This window comes from Streptomyces sp. SS7, from assembly GCF_037993025.1.
Taxonomy (GTDB): domain Bacteria; phylum Actinomycetota; class Actinomycetes; order Streptomycetales; family Streptomycetaceae; genus Streptomyces.
In genome coordinates, this window is record NZ_CP141223.1 from 4,609,112 (window position 1) to 4,623,438 (window position 14,327).

Genomic DNA, 14,327 nt, shown 5'->3' on the forward strand with positions numbered 1-14,327 from the left:
CGCAAACCTCACGTTCCGGCCGGGCTCCCGAGGCTCCCGGGCGGGCCGCTCCGGCCGGCGCCCGCCCGCACCCCGACCCGTGTCCTGGTCGCCACCAACTGCCCGTCCTGCGGGTACGCGTGCCAGGTGCGCCAGTGGACGTGGCCCTCGTGGCGCTGGGCGAGGAGGGCGGTGAAGGCGTGCGGGCTGCCGGGGAAGACGCCGGCCAGGCCGTTGGGGTGGTCGGCGACCAGGGCGAGGAGTTCCTGGGCCCGGCCGGCGAACTGACCTGGTGTCAGCACCTCGACGCGGGCGGCGAATTCGTACTCCCACCCGCCCACGCGTTTGGCCACCCCCAGAGGGAGCGGGGTGCTGCTGCCGGGGAGGCAGGCCACCGTTTCCGAACAACAGCCCTGGTCCTCCTCCAGCAGCACCTGGTGCGAGGCGCCGAGCAGTCTCAACTGGAGCTTGGCGCCGGACAGTTCGAGGTCGAGCGTGGCGAGGGCGGGCAGCGGCTCACGCCCCAGGGCCCAGGCGAGATCGGCCGCGCGCGTGTCGGTGTAGGAGGTGTTCAGGGTCGTGAGCATGGATCGGCTCCGCGAAGACGCAAGGAGGGAGGGCGGGTGACGCACCCCGGTAGACCTGGTCAGACCTCGTGGACCCGGTGGACACCGGGAGATCGGCCCCGGCCGGACCGGTCCGGGAGCGACGTCCTCACGGGACGTCCGTAGGGGTCCGAGGGGCTGCGTTGGTGAGTTAGAGGGAATCATGAACGGTGGCGACGCCACAGCGTTTTTACCCAACTTCGTGGGGTTTCCATCCCTCAGGGGGCTCCACAGCTCAATTGTTCAACCACAGCGTGCCCCAAAACCCGGAAAAACATGGTGCGACCGCGGGGCGCGCCCTGGTCAGGGGCGGGCCCCGCGGTCCCGGATGCGGCTCCCCCTCAGAGAGCTCAGCTGCCCCGTGTCAGCTGCCTCCACCGCATCCGCCGCCTCCTCCGCCGCACCCGCCGCCGCCCCCGCCGCAGGACGACCCGCCGCCGCACGACGAACCGCCACCGCAGGAGTGGCCCGAGTGGCCGCCGGAGTCACCCGAGTGGCCGTGGTGGCCCGAGTGGCCGCCGGACGACGAGCCGCTGTCGTTTCCGAACACCCACCAGCTCGCGGCGGCCGCGTCGGCTCCGCCGCCCGAATCGCCGGACCTGCTGCCGGAGTGGCCGCGGCCCGCCGAGCCGCCGTACGACCGCACCGGACGGCCGTAGGCGTGCCGGAGGCTCCTGCGGCGCGCGTTGACGACGAGCACCGCCGCGAAGAGCACGGCGATCACCGCCAGGATGATGCCCACGATCATGGCGTCACCCTCCTTCCGAATCCCCCGAAGCGGCCCCCCGTGGGCGCCTCGCGCAGCGCCCGAGCGCTTGCGTGAACGGGGGATGCCCGCCCGTCCCACCTGGCAAAGCACACTTGAGGAAGTCCAGAGCTTCGGCGCAGGATGACCGGCATGACCTCCAGCTCACGCCCCCTGCTCAACCGTCGTCTCACCGAGTTCGGGACGACGATCTTCGCCGAGATGTCCGCCCTGGCGGTGGCGACCGGGTCGATCAACCTCGGGCAGGGCTTCCCCGACCGGGACGGCCCCGAGGAGATCCGTGAGGCGGCGGTGCGGGCACTGCGGGACGGGCGCGGCAACCAGTACCCGCCGGGCCCGGGCGTCCCCGAGCTGCGCGCGGCGATCGCCCGGCACCAGGCCCGCCGCTACGGGCTGTCCTACGACCCCGACACCGAGGTCCTGGTCACCGCGGGCGCCACCGAGGCCATCGCGGCCGCCCTGCTGGCCCTGCTGGAGCCGGGCGACGAGGTGGTGGCCCTGGAGCCGTACTACGACTCCTACGCCGCCTGCATCGCCATGGCGGGCGCCTCGCGCGTCCCGGTCACCCTGCGCCCGGACCCCGAGCGGGCCCGGTTCCGGCTGGACCTGGACGAGCTGCGCGACGCGGTCACGGACCGCACCCGGCTGCTGCTGATCAACACCCCGCACAATCCGACGGGTACGGTCCTCACCCGCGCGGAGCTGACCGCGATCGCCGAGCTGGCGGTGGAGCGGGACCTGCTGGTCGTCACGGACGAGGTGTACGAGCACCTGGTGTTCGACGGGGCGGAGCACATCCCGCCGGCCACCCTGCCCGGGATGCGCGAGCGCACGGTGACGATCGGCTCGGCGGGCAAGACGTTCTCCTTCACGGGCTGGAAGGTCGGCTGGGTTACCGGCGCCCCCGATCTCGTCGCCGCCGTCCGGTCGGCGAAGCAGTACCTGACGTACGTCGCCTCCGGGCCCTTCCAGTACGCCGTGGCCGAGGCCCTGCGCCTGCCCGACTCGTACTTCGAGGAGTTCCGCGCGGACATGCTGACCAAACGGGACCTGCTCGCGGGCGGCCTGGAGCAGGCGGGTTTCACGGTCTTCCGCCCGGCCGGCACGTACTTCATCACCGCCGACGTCCGCCCCCTCGGCGAGACCGACGGCTTCGCCTTCTGCCGCGCCCTCCCCGAGCGGGCGGGTGTCGTCGCCATCCCGAACGCGGTCTTCTACGACCACAAGGAGGCGGGTGCGCCCTACGTCCGGTTCGCCTTCTGCAAGCGCATCGAGGTACTGGCGGACGCGACGGAACGGCTCCGCAAGGCGTTCGCGCACTGACCGCAGTCCTGCCGGGCCACTGCCCTGCGGGGCCGCAGTCCTGCCGGGCCACTGCCCTGCGGGGCCGCAGTCCTGCCGGGCCACTGCCCTGCGGGGCCCGGACCTGCCGGCGACGCGGCTGAAGGCGACCCTTGATCTCCCGCACCCCCACACATGACAATGTGCATGACAAGAATGGTAAGGCCGGAAGGTTTCCGGTCGCCTTGCCACAAGAGGGGACCCCCACGTGAGAAAGCCTCTCGTCGCCGCGCTCTTCGCTCTGGCCGTCGCCGGGGCCGGCGCGGCGCCCGCGGTCGCGGCGCCCGTCGGCGCCGGGCCCGCGGCCCAGGCGGCCGAGCCGGCGCTCAGCGCCGTCAGCCTCGCCGGCACCGTGGCGCTCAGCAACTGCTCCGGCTCGCTCGTCCGCTTCCCCGACTCCGTGGACACCGACCCGGCGCTGGTGCTCTCCAACGGCCACTGCAGCAAACTGATGGACCCGGGCGAGGTGATCACCAACCGGCCGAACAACCGCACGTTCGGCCTGCTCGACTCCTCGGGCACCCAGGTCGCCACGTTGCAGGCCGCCAAGCTGGCATACGCGACGATGACCGACACGGACGTGGCGGTCTACGAGCTCACCTCCACCTACGCGGCGGTCAAGAGCGCGTACGGGGTGTCGGCGTTGACCGTGCGGGACACGCACCCGGCCGCCGGTACCGCCGTCACCGTGGCGTCCGGCGCCTGGAAGAAGCTCCTGGACTGCAGCATCGACGGGTTCGTGCACCGCCTCAAGGAGGACACGTGGACCTGGAAGGACTCGGTCCGCTACACCTCCGCCTGCCAGACCATCAGCGGCACCTCCGGCTCGCCGGTGATCGACCGGTCCACCGGTGAGGTCGTCGCCGTCCACAACACCGGCAACGAGCAGGGGGCGTCCTGCACACGGGACAACCCCTGCGAGGTGGACGAGGAAGGAGCCGTCACCGTCCGCAAAGGCATCAACTACGGACAGCAGACCTTCCAGATCCCGGCCTGCTTCACGACCGGCAACCAGCTGGACCTGAGCACCGCCGGGTGCACCCTGCCGAAACCGTAGCCGCCGGAGCTCAGTTCACGTTGACCGCGCTCCAGGCCGCCGCCACCGTGTCGTACTCGGTGCTGCCCGCGCCGTAGAGGTCCCGGGCGGCGTTCAGGGTGGCCGTCCGCGCTCCGGCGTAGTTCGTCGAGGACGTCATGTAGACGGTCAGGGCGCGGTACCAGATCGCGCCGAGCTTGGCGCGGCCGATGCCGGTGACGGTCGAGCCCGCGTACGTCGGGGAGTCGTACGTGACCCCGTTGATCGTCTTGGTGCCGCTGCCCTCCGCGAGGAGGTAGGCGAAGTGGTTGGCGACGCCGGACGCGTAGTGGACGTTGAGGCCGGCGACCGAACTGCTCCAGTAGTCCGCGGAGCCGCCGTCCCTGCTCGGCCTGTCCATGTAGCGCAGGGCGTCCTGCCCGAAGCCGGAGCGGACGACCTTCTCGCCGATCAGATAGTCGCCGGGGTCCTGCGCGTTCCCCGCGTAGAACTCGACCAGCGTGCCGAAGATGTCGGACGTGGCCTCGTTCAGGCCGCCGGACTCGCCCGAGTAGACCAGTCCGGCGGTTCTCGACGTCACGCCGTGGGACATCTCGTGGGCGGCCACGTCCAGCCCGGCCATCGGGCCGAACTGGGTGCCGTCGCCGTCTCCGTAGGTCATGCAGAAGCAGCCGTCGTACCAATAGGCGTTGGAGAGGTTGTTGCCGTAGTGGACGCGGTTGTACGAGCCCTTGCCGTCGTTGCCGATGCCGTTTCGGCCGTGCACGTCCTTGTAGTAGTCCCAGGTCATGGCGCTGCCGTACTGGGCGTCGACGGCGACCGTCGAGCGGTCGGCGGTCGTGCCCGAGCCCCAGTGGTTGTCGTCGTCCGTGAAGAGGGTCAGGGCCGCGTCAGTGGTGTGGGTGTCGCCCCGCGTCGGGTCCTTGAGCTGGTAGGCCGATCCCGAGAAGGTCGTCTCCAGCGAGACCGTGCCGCTGTACAGGGACCTGCCGTCGCCGGTCGCCGCCTGGAGGGTGTCCCAGGCGTCGATCGGGGCACCGGTGCGGGCATCGGTCAGGAACGTCCGCGCGACCGGGTTGCCGAGCGGGTCCAGCCCCGTGGCCTCCGTCCGCCAGGCCAGTCTCGGGGCACCGCGCAAGGCGTCGACGACGAGCTCGGGCTCGGCCTTGACCTGCTTCAGCGGGTCGCCCGGGTGGGCCGCGCGCAGAGCGTCCACGGCGAGGCCGGCCGCCCGGGGGGCCGGCACCTTCGGCGTGGTGCTCGGCAGCGAGATCTCCGCCCTCGCCGCCCGGTCGGCACTGCGGTAGGTGCCGTCGGGCGCCATGTGTACGACGAAGTCGCCTCCCAGTACCGGGAGTTGACGGTAGGTGCGGTCGTAGCGAACGTGCTGGGTGCCGTCCTTGTCCACGACCACGTCCCTCACGGAGGCGTCCTGCGCGGAGGGCAGCCCCAGGGCCGCGGCCCGGTCGACGAGGACCGCCGCCGCGTTGTCGAGGGCGGCGGCACGGGCCGTCCTGTCGGCCGCGCCGGCGGCCGGGGCCAGTGTCGCGGCCAGAAGGGCGGCGGCGGTGGCGGCGATGCCGGCGGTGGCGACACGGGAACCTCGGGCATGCTGCCGTAACCAACTCATCGGTGTCTGCTGTCTCCTGGAGAAGGCGCCGCGGAAGGCGCGCGTGGGGGGCGCGTGGGGGGCCGCCGGGGGGTGGCACATTGAGGGGACACTGGGAGCCACGGGGCGGCCGTGATCTCTTCCTGGCATTCAAGAGGGCACAGCCCTGTCATGTCCATACCCAATACGCCCACGGCCGGTCCCGCCCGGGGCGGGCTGCCCGGCCGGCCCCTCGGCGAGAGCGCCTACGGGCCACCGCGGCCTGAAAACGGCATGGCGGGGCTCCGTCCACAGTCTGTGGACGGAGCCCCGCCATGACGGGCGGACCGGTCGGGGGACCTACGCGTCGCCCTCCTCGGGCTCCTCGCCGTCCGTGCCGTCGACGTCCTTCTCCAGGCCCAGCTGCTCCACCAGCCACTTGTCGAACTCGATGGCGGCGCGCACCCAGCTCACCGTGGAGGAGACGAACAGCTCGATGTTCACCCCGGCGCCGATCAGCAGCTGCGCCTCGCCGATGAGGCGGACGGTGCCGTCGTCGTGGGTGTGCGTGTAGACCTTGGGCCACAGGGTGCGCCGGTTCCAGTCGTCGATCGCCTCCAGCAGCGGCTGCTTGTCGTCGATCTGGTGGGGCCGGTCGTAGAACGTCCGCACCGAGTAGACCGCCTGGTCACCCTCGCCGCGGAACATGAAGTACGTGCGGAACTCCTCCCACGGCGCCGCGAGGTCACCCTCGTCGTCGACGACGTACTTCAGCTCCATCTGGTCGAGGAGCTGCTTCACGAGGTCCTGATCCGGGACTACGGGGCCCGCCGGTCCCTGGGGCTGCGGCTCGGGCTGCTGGCCCCCGAAGTTCGGAATCGAGGACGGGTCGATGCTCACCGAAATTTCCCTTCGTACGGATCCTGCCATCCTCCCCCATCCGGGGAGGGGGGTGGCAAGCCCCGCCTCCCAGGGTTCACCTCCGGTTGGCGCAATTCCGCTGAGAGCGTGGGGGCGCGGTCAGGTGGTGCGATGATCCGCCCGTGGCCCTGAGACGAGAGATCCGCCGGCTGCTGTGGACGCTGTGGTGGGGGTGCCTGGTCTTCTCGCTGTGGTTCTTCTGGATGGTGTACGTCGTCTGCACGACCGACACCTGAGCGCGCCGGCCCCCGGGACGCACGGGGGCCGGGGTCTCGGCGTGGCTAGAGGGTCTTCGCGGGCTTCGGGCCGACGATCAGGTCCTCGCCGAAGGTGTCCACGCGGACCGTGTCGCCGTCCTTGACCTCGCCGGAGAGGATCTCCCTGGCGAGGCGGTCGCCGATGGCCGTCTGGACCAGGCGGCGCAGCGGGCGGGCACCGTAGGCGGGGTCGTTGCCCTCGTCGGCGAGCCAGGCGAGGGCCGCGTCGGTGACCTCCAGGGTGAGGCGGCGGTCGGCGAGGCGGCGGGCGAGGCGGTCGATCTGGAGGCGGGCGATCCGGCCCAGCTCGTCCTTGGACAGGGCGGAGAAGACGACCAGGTCGTCGAGGCGGTTGAGGAACTCCGGCTTGAAGGACGCCCGGACCACCTCCAGGACCTGTTCCTTCTTCTCCGCCTCCGTGGAGACCGGGTCGACCAGGTACTGGCTGCCCAGGTTCGAGGTCAGGACCAGGATCGCGTTGCGGAAGTCGACCGTGCGGCCCTGGCCGTCGGTGAGACGGCCGTCGTCGAGGACCTGCAGCAGGACGTCGAAGACCTCGGGGTGGGCCTTCTCGACCTCGTCCAGGAGGACCACGCTGTACGGGCGGCGGCGGACCGCCTCGGTGAGCTGGCCGCCCTCCTCGTACCCGACGTAGCCGGGCGGCGCGCCGACGAGCCGGGCGACGCTGTGCTTCTCGCCGTACTCCGACATGTCGATGCGGATCATGGCCCGCTCGTCGTCGAAGAGGAAGTCGGCGAGGGCCTTGGCCAGCTCGGTCTTGCCGACGCCGGTGGGGCCGAGGAAGAGGAAGGAGCCGGTCGGGCGGTCGGGGTCGGCGATGCCCGCGCGGGAGCGCCGTACGGCGTCCGAGACGGCCTGGACGGCTTCCGCCTGGCCGATCAGCCGGCGGCCCAGCTCGGCCTCCATGCGGAGCAGCTTCTGCGTCTCGCCCTCCAGGAGGCGGCCCGCCGGGATGCCGGTCCAGGCGGCGACGACGTCGGCGATGTCGTCGGAGCCGACCTCCTCCTTGACCATGGTGCCCTTGGCGACCTCCTCCTCGGCCTCGGTGGCGGCCTCCAGGTCGCGCTCCAGGGCCGGGATCTCGCCGTACAGCAGCTTGCCCGCGGTGTCGAAGTCGGCCTCGCGCTGGGCCCGCTCGGCCTGCCCGCGCAGGTCGTCGAGCTTCTCCTTCAGCTCGCCGACCCGGTTGAGGGACTGCTTCTCCTTCTCCCAGCGGGCGGTCAGGCCGCGCAGCTCCTCCTCCTTGTCGGCGAGGTCGCGGCGCAGCTTCTCCAGGCGTTCGCGGGAGGCGGCGTCGGTCTCCTTGCCGATGGCCAGCTCCTCCATCTTCAGCCGGTCCACGGACCGCTGGAGCTCGTCGATCTCGACGGGCGAGGAGTCGATCTCCATCCGGAGGCGGGAGGCGGCCTCGTCGACGAGGTCGATGGCCTTGTCGGGCAGGAAGCGGGAGGTGATGTACCGGTCGGAGAGGGTCGCGGCCGCGACCAGCGCGCTGTCGGCGATCTGGACCTTGTGGTGGGCCTCGTAGCGGCCCTTGAGTCCGCGCAGGATGGCGATGGTGTCCTCGACGGTGGGCTCCGCGACCAGGACCTGCTGGAAGCGCCGTTCCAGGGCGGGGTCCTTCTCGATCCGCTCGCGGTACTCGTCGAGCGTGGTCGCGCCGACCATGCGCAGCTCACCGCGGGCGAGCATCGGCTTGAGCATGTTGCCGGCGTCCATCGCGGAGTCGCCGCCGGCGCCCGCGCCGACGACCGTGTGCAGTTCGTCGATGAAGGTGATGATCTGGCCGTCGCTGTCCTTGATCTCGGCGAGGACGGTCTTCAGGCGCTCCTCGAACTCGCCGCGGTACTTGGCGCCGGCGACCATGGCGCCGAGGTCGAGGGAGACGAGCCGCTTGTCCTTCAGCGACTCCGGGACGTCGCCCTTCACGATGCGCTGGGCGAGGCCCTCGACGACGGCGGTCTTGCCGACGCCGGGCTCGCCGATGAGGACGGGGTTGTTCTTGGTGCGGCGGGAGAGGACCTGCACGACGCGGCGGATCTCCTGGTCCCGGCCGATGACCGGGTCGAGCTTGCCGTCGCGGGCGGCGGCGGTGAAGTCGGTGCCGAACTTCTCCAGGGCCTTGTACTGGCCCTCGGGGTCGGCGGTGGTGACCCGGCGGCCGCCGCGGGCCTTGCGGAAGGCCTCCTGGAGCCGGTCGGGGCCGGCGCCGTGCCGGCCGAGCACGTCGGCGGCCTGGCCGCCCTTCGCGGCGGTGCCGATCAGCAGGTGCTCGGTGGAGAGGAACTCGTCGCCCAGTTCCTGCGCCCGCGCCTGGGCGTCGGCGATCACGGCGAGCAGCTCGCGGTTGGGCTGCGGGGGCGCCACGGTGGAGCCGGTCACGCTGGGCAGCCCGGCGAGCACGTGCTCGGCTCCGGCGCGGACGGCGGCCTGGTCGGCGCCGACCGCGGCGAGAAGATCGACGATGTTCTCGTTGTCCTGCCCCTGGAGCAGCGCGAGCAGCAGGTGGGCAGGGGTGAGGTCGGGGTGGCCCCCCGACACGGCACGGTTACTGGCCGCGTTGATCGCGTCCCGGCTCCGGTTGGTCAGCTCGGCGTCCACGTTCGCTGTCTCCTCCTTGCGTCAGCCGTCTCCCTTGTCTGACTGTTCCAGCGTACACAAAGTTGAGTCTATTCCGCTCAATGCTGGGACAGGGCTTTACCCGGGTGCGGCGGGGGCGGGAACGGCGGAACGACGGGCCGGGGCTGATCCAAACCCGGCATCCGTGCCGTGCGGCGTTTTCCGGCCACGGCACGAGGGCTCCAGAGGGGGCCGATACGGGGAAATGTCCCCACAAAACTGCAGCGGCGTCACCGTGTTCAGGTCACGGTGACGCCGCTGCGGGGGGAAGCGCCTGAGGCGATCTGTTACGACGGGGGAATCGCGTCAGGCACTGCGGGGGGTGGCTGAGATGGTGTGCGGAGCGGCCTGGGGAGCCGGCTCCGACAACTGGTGGTCGCGCTGATCCAGGTTCACGAAGATCATTCCGTACCGGATCGCGCACCGTACGGGCTGCGGCGCCCCCCGGGGCCGCCGCAGGCACCGATAGGCCCGGACGTCGTCCTCCTCGTCCCGCGTGACGACCACCGGTTCTCCGAACACGGTCACCATCAACGAGTCACCACTGTGGGGGATGGCGGTGACCAGGTCGATGAAGTGCCAGCCGGAGCGGTAGGCGGTGGCCATCTCGCGACGGAAGGAGCGGTCGTCCGGTGGTGTACTCACGTCAGCTCCACGCGGTGTCTGCCGGGTAGACAGCAGCATCCTCGTCGCCACCGGCCGCGGCCGACCATGCCGTGTCGCGCTGCGGCTCGCTGGTTCCGCCGGACGGGCCGGCCAGCACTCCGAAGGCCAGAACGGCGGAGAAGGCGGCGACAAGTACTGAGCGAAGCATTTTGTTCCGCATATTCGGCTTCGTCCTCACTTGAAGTTCCCCTTTCCCCCGACGAGTAAGACGATGGCTCATTCGGGCACGTCATGGCCACACGATCGGTGCATCATGTTCCTGCATGTTCAGGACCCTGGGGGGTGGAGATTTGGCAACGAATCGAATAAATGGGACACATCCCCACGCCATGACCGACCTGTGCGAGGAAGGAAGCCGCCTATACGCGGACGCACTTCGCACCGGACGCATCGCCCGCGTGGACGTGGAGCCCGCCCCTTGCCTGATGGAGCTCGCTCTGTTGTACCCCGACGCCGATGACGCGAACTGGCTGCGTCCGGTTCCCCCCTCGATCGCCCTGGCCCAGCGGCTCAATCCCCTCGAACGCGAGATCACCGAGCGCAGACGGCTCTCCGTCGAGCTGGCCGAGGCGTTCGAACCGTTCATGTCACTCAGCGCCCCGCCGATGACCTCCACCCCCTCGATCAACCTGCTCGAAGGCCTCGACCACATCAACGGGGCCCTGGACCTGGCCGCCTCGCAGTGCCGCAACGAGGTGCTGTCGATCCAGCCGAGCCACCGCCACCCGGAACGCCGGCTCATCGAGGCGCTGGAACGCGACAAGCCGCTGATCGAACGCGGCGTGCGGATCCGGACCCTCTACCAGCACACGGCCCGGTACAGCCCGGAACGGCTCGCCTGGGTGGATCAGTTCGCCGACGGCAAGGCGGAGTACCGCACCATCGACGAACTGGTCGAGCGGCTGATCATCTGTGACGAGACGGTGGCGTTCATCCCGATCCGCGACGACCGCCAGGTCGCCCTGGAGATCCGCCACGCCGGGCTGGTCCGCTACCTCATCAAGGTGTTCGAGTTCATGTGGAACCGGGCCGTCCCGCTGAGCGCCGGCGCGCCCTACGAGACCGCCCCCGACGGTCTCACCGACATCCAGCACTCCATCGCCAAACTCCTCGTCGAGGGCCACGTCGACGAGGCCATCGCCCGCCGGCTCGGGATGAACGTCCGCACCTGCCGCGCCCACATCGCCAAGCTCGCCACCGCCCTGGGCAGCGGCAGCCGGGCCCAGCTCGGCTACCTGATCGCGCAGTCGGGAATCCTGGACCGGGACGAGTGAGGTGACGGTCTTCCGAAGAGGGCGCAGATGAGGAGCGAGGTGCACCACCACACCGAAGAGGTGTGCGAGCCGGGACTGGGGCTCTACGCCCACGCCCTGCGCGAGGGCCGGGTGACCCGGGCCGAGGCCGAGCACACCCCCTGTCTGCTCGTCGCCCGGCTGCTGCGGCCGGACCGCGACGACGCCGGCCTGCTGGAACCCGTACCGCCCGCCGTCGGCCTGCACCGCGCGCTGCGGCCCCTCGCGGACCGCGTAGCGGACGAACGGCGGCACACGGCACGGCTGGTGGAGACGTTCGAACCGCTGCTCCGGCTCGCCCGGGGCCCCGAGGCCGGACCGGAGGCGTCCGCCGTCAGCGTCCTGAGCGGCCATGACCGCATCAACGACGCCATCACCGCCGCCATGGCCGAGGCCCGCCGGGACATGTGGTGCATCCAGCCCCAGACCGCCCGGACGCGCAGGACGCCGGCCGTGCACCGCCTCCCCCTGGCACGCGACCAGGCCTTCCTGGACCGCGGCGGCCGGATCCGCACGCTCTACCAGCACACCGGGCGGCACGCCCTGGCCATCGCGGCACGCTACGAGCAGATCCGCGGCGACGTCGAGGCCCGCACCCTCGACGAGGTCACCGACCGGCTCATCCTGCTCGACCGCTCCGTCGCCTTCGTCCCGGCCAACAAGGACCGCACCCTCGCCCTCGAAGTACGCCACCCCACCCTGACCCGGTACTTCGCCTCCACCTTCGAACGCCTCTGGAGCCTGGCCACCCCGATGTACCCCGAGGCCGTGCGGGAGCCCACCCTGAACGGTGTCACCCCCCGCCAGCGGGCCATCGCCACCCTCCTCGTCGAGGGCCACACGGACACCGTCATCGCCGACCGACTCGGCATGAACGTCCGCACCGCCCGCGTCCACATCGCCAAACTCGCCGCCGGCCTAGGCAGCGAGAGCCGGGCCCAGCTCGGCTACCTCATCGCACGCTCAGGAATCCTCGACCAGGAAAGAGACCCGACGTGAACGCGCCGCCGCACCCCCCTCACGGCGTGGCAGAACTCTGTGCCCAGGGCAGCCGTCTCTACGAACGCGCCCTGCGCGAGGGCCATCTGACCGCCGGCGACGCCGAGACGGCCCCCTGTCTGCTCGACCTCGGCCTGCTGCACCCGGCCGTCGACGACCTGCGCCGGCTGGAGCCCGTCGCCCCCGCCGTCGCCCTGCACCGCCGGCTGCACGCCTCCGCGGCCCGCATCGCCGAGGAACGGCGCCACGAGGAGCGGCTGGTCACGGCCTTCGAACCCCTCATGCGGCTCACCGGCAGCCACACCGCCCCCGCGCAGTCCGCCTCCCTGCGCATCCTCAGCGGCAACGAGCAGATCAACGAGGCCATCACCGAGGCCATGGACGAGATGCGCGAGGAACTGCTCTGCATCCAGCCGCGGACCGGCCTCGACACCGAACGGGCCGCCGCCGCCATGGAGATCGCCCGCCGCCGCGACCAGGCGGTGCTCGACCGAGGCTGCCGCATCCGCACCCTCTACCAGCACACCACCCGGCACATCCACGTCATCATCGGCCACCACGAGCTGCTCAGCGGCGACGCCGAGGCGCGCGGCCTCGACGAGGTCACCGACCGCCTGCTCGTCGTCGACCGCACGGTGGCCTTCCTCCCCGCCAACGAGGACGGCACCCTCGCCCTGGAGATCCGGCAGCCCGCCCTGATCTCCTTCCTGGCCACCGCGTTCGACCGGCTGTGGCGGCTGGCCACCCCGATGTACCCCCAGGCGGTGCAGCGCCCCTCGCTCAACGGGGTGACCCCCCGGCAGCGGGCCATCGCCGCCCTCCTCGTCGAGGGCCACACCGACTCCGTGATAGCGGCCCGCCTCGGTATGAACATCCGTACGGCCCGTGTCCACATCGCCAAGCTCGCCGCCGGCCTCGGCAGCGAGAGCCGCGCCCAGCTCGGCTACCTCATCGGCCGGTCGGGGATCCTCGACCAGGAAGCGCATCCGGAAGCACCTCGGTGACCCCGGCGCCGGGCCCCGGCGCCGGGACCTGGGCCGGCCCGGAGCCCGGCCCCGGCCCGCAGACCTGCCCCGGCCCGGAGCCCCGCCCCGGCACCGCGCCCGCCACCGCACCGCGCACCGCGCCCGCCACCGGAGCGACGGGGCCGCCCGGCTCCACCGGCCCGTCCAGTCCGACCTGCGCGATCCGCACCCCCAACTGGGTCCGGCTCGCCGCGCCCAGGGTCTCCGAGAGCCGGGCGATGTGCGCGCGGCAGGTACGGACGCTGATCCCGAGGCGCTCGGCGATCACCGCGTCCTGGTGCCCCTCCGCCAGCAGCGCCGCGATGGACTGCTCGCGGTGCGAGACGCCCGCGACACGGGTCTCCGGGAGCTGCGCGCCCAGCGGGATCGCCAGCCGCCACAACCGCTCGAAGACCGTCACCAGATAGGCCACCAGGGCCGGGTGGCGCAGCTCCAGCGCCATCGTGCGGTCGGCGTTCGCCGGGATGAAGGCCACCTTGCGGTCGAAGAGGATGAGCCGGTCGACGACCTCGTCCAGGGTGCGGGCCTCCACCGCGTCGCCCATCAGCTCCAGGTAGTTGAGCAGGCCCTGGCCGTGCCGGGCCACGTGGTTGTACAGATCGCGCATCCGCACGCCCCGGCCGCGCAGTTCCAGCGCCCGGTGCAGGCCCTCCGACAGTTCGTGCTCGCGCCGGATGCCGCCCGGCTGCACCGTCAGCACCTCGGTCGTGCACGCCTCGGTCGCCTGGTCCAGCGCCGCCTGGATGCGCGAGGGGCCGTCCAGGACCCGGATCGCGGCGCCCTCGTGGGCCCGCGCGCCCGGCGGGGGGCCGCCGAGACCGGCGTACCACTCGAAGGCGGCGACGGCCGAACCCATGCGCCGCTCACTGGCGCTCACCTCGTCGTGCAGCCCGCGCAGCAGCCGGGTCATGACCTCCTGCGGGGAGGTCGGCACCAGCCACTCCATGTCGTCGGGATCGGGGTGCAGCAGGGCCAGCTCCAGCAGACAGGGGACCTGCTCGGCGTCGTGGCGCGGCACGCGTCCGCGCCGTACGGCCCGGGAATACACGCGATCCCCGGCCTCGCACAGTCGGTCAGCACCGTGAGGATGCTCCTCCGTCCCGTGCCCGGCCATCGCCCATCCCACCCCCGCCTGACACCTCTCCGACGCGCCTTCCGGGACGCCACTATGCGCGGCGCGGACCCTCTCCGCAACACGGCTCCCCCGGCCAC

General features: G+C 71.6%; 13 protein-coding genes. 5 read left to right on the plus strand and 8 right to left on the minus strand.

Translation table 11 applies throughout. The features are described 5' to 3' along the window. Positions 1-8: 8 nt before the first annotated feature. Together U5640_RS21240 and U5640_RS21245 are read right to left on the minus strand one after the other, a co-directional pair. A complete protein-coding gene (locus tag U5640_RS21240; RefSeq protein WP_340377352.1) occupies positions 9-566 on the minus strand; it encodes a DUF2617 family protein in 558 nt (185 codons plus the stop codon). Positions 567-948: 382 nt separating this feature from the next. After that, the gene (locus U5640_RS21245) at positions 949-1,332 is read right to left on the minus strand and encodes a hypothetical protein (RefSeq protein ID WP_340377353.1); all 384 of its coding nucleotides are present in this window, start codon (positions 1,330-1,332) and stop codon (positions 949-951) included. Positions 1,333-1,473: 141 nt separating this feature from the next. On the opposite strand from U5640_RS21245, the gene U5640_RS21250 reads away from it, so the two are divergent. Then, the gene (locus tag U5640_RS21250; RefSeq protein WP_340377354.1) at positions 1,474-2,673 is read left to right on the plus strand and encodes a pyridoxal phosphate-dependent aminotransferase; all 1,200 of its coding nucleotides are present in this window, start codon (positions 1,474-1,476) and stop codon (positions 2,671-2,673) included. Between the two features lie 226 nt (positions 2,674-2,899). After that, entirely contained in the window at positions 2,900-3,748 is an 849-nt protein-coding gene (locus U5640_RS21255; protein WP_340377355.1) for a serine protease, read from the plus strand. 10 nt (positions 3,749-3,758) lie between these two features. On the opposite strand, the gene U5640_RS21260 is transcribed toward U5640_RS21255, so the two are convergent. The 5 genes from U5640_RS21260 to U5640_RS21280 form a co-directional block, all read right to left on the minus strand. Then, a complete protein-coding gene (locus U5640_RS21260) occupies positions 3,759-5,357 on the minus strand; it encodes a M4 family metallopeptidase (RefSeq protein WP_340377356.1) in 1,599 nt (532 codons plus the stop codon). 318 nt (positions 5,358-5,675) lie between these two features. After that, complete coding sequence (locus U5640_RS21265) at positions 5,676-6,215, minus strand: YbjN domain-containing protein (RefSeq protein WP_340377357.1); 540 nt, start codon at positions 6,213-6,215, stop codon at positions 5,676-5,678. A 302-nt stretch (positions 6,216-6,517) separates the two neighbouring features. Then, positions 6,518-9,115, minus strand: coding sequence for an ATP-dependent chaperone ClpB (gene clpB, locus U5640_RS21270; protein ID WP_340377358.1), 2,598 nt, complete (start codon positions 9,113-9,115; stop codon positions 6,518-6,520). A gap of 324 nt (positions 9,116-9,439) precedes the next feature. Further along, the gene (locus U5640_RS21275) at positions 9,440-9,778 is read right to left on the minus strand and encodes a hypothetical protein (protein ID WP_340377359.1); all 339 of its coding nucleotides are present in this window, start codon (positions 9,776-9,778) and stop codon (positions 9,440-9,442) included. Between the two features lies 1 nt (position 9,779). Then, complete coding sequence (locus U5640_RS21280) at positions 9,780-9,947, minus strand: hypothetical protein (RefSeq protein ID WP_340377360.1); 168 nt, start codon at positions 9,945-9,947, stop codon at positions 9,780-9,782. A 115-nt stretch (positions 9,948-10,062) separates the two neighbouring features. On the opposite strand from U5640_RS21280, the gene U5640_RS21285 reads away from it, so the two are divergent. Genes U5640_RS21285 through U5640_RS21295 form a run of 3 tightly spaced genes read left to right on the plus strand, consistent with a single transcriptional unit; the run spans position 10,063 to position 13,094 of the window. Then, entirely contained in the window at positions 10,063-11,073 is a 1,011-nt protein-coding gene (locus U5640_RS21285; RefSeq protein ID WP_340377361.1) for a helix-turn-helix transcriptional regulator, read from the plus strand. A gap of 27 nt (positions 11,074-11,100) precedes the next feature. Next, positions 11,101-12,090 (plus strand): helix-turn-helix transcriptional regulator, encoded by a 990-nt coding sequence (locus U5640_RS21290; RefSeq protein WP_340377362.1) that lies wholly within the window; start codon positions 11,101-11,103, stop codon positions 12,088-12,090. 26 nt (positions 12,091-12,116) lie between these two features. Then, positions 12,117-13,094: a helix-turn-helix transcriptional regulator gene (locus U5640_RS21295; RefSeq protein ID WP_340377363.1), complete on the plus strand. Its 978-nt coding sequence runs from the start codon at positions 12,117-12,119 to the stop codon at positions 13,092-13,094. On the opposite strand, the gene U5640_RS21300 is transcribed toward U5640_RS21295, so the two are convergent. Continuing rightward, entirely contained in the window at positions 13,039-14,229 is a 1,191-nt protein-coding gene (locus tag U5640_RS21300; protein ID WP_340377364.1) for a LuxR C-terminal-related transcriptional regulator, read from the minus strand. The genes U5640_RS21295 and U5640_RS21300 overlap by 56 nt on opposite strands. Between the last annotated feature and the right edge of the window lie 98 nt (positions 14,230-14,327).

Coding starts and splice junctions, on each gene's coding strand:
- U5640_RS21240 (WP_340377352.1), bottom strand. CDS start 566: ATGCTCACGACCCTGAACACCTCCTACACCGACACGCGCGCGGCCGAT.
- U5640_RS21245 (WP_340377353.1), bottom strand. CDS start 1,332: ATGATCGTGGGCATCATCCTGGCGGTGATCGCCGTGCTCTTCGCGGCG.
- U5640_RS21250 (WP_340377354.1), top strand. CDS start 1,474: ATGACCGGCATGACCTCCAGCTCACGCCCCCTGCTCAACCGTCGTCTC.
- U5640_RS21260 (WP_340377356.1), bottom strand. CDS start 5,357: ATGAGTTGGTTACGGCAGCATGCCCGAGGTTCCCGTGTCGCCACCGCC.
- U5640_RS21280 (WP_340377360.1), bottom strand. CDS start 9,947: ATGCTTCGCTCAGTACTTGTCGCCGCCTTCTCCGCCGTTCTGGCCTTC.
- U5640_RS21285 (WP_340377361.1), top strand. CDS start 10,063: ATGTTCAGGACCCTGGGGGGTGGAGATTTGGCAACGAATCGAATAAAT.
- U5640_RS21290 (WP_340377362.1), top strand. CDS start 11,101: ATGAGGAGCGAGGTGCACCACCACACCGAAGAGGTGTGCGAGCCGGGA.
- U5640_RS21300 (WP_340377364.1), bottom strand. CDS start 14,229: ATGGCCGGGCACGGGACGGAGGAGCATCCTCACGGTGCTGACCGACTG.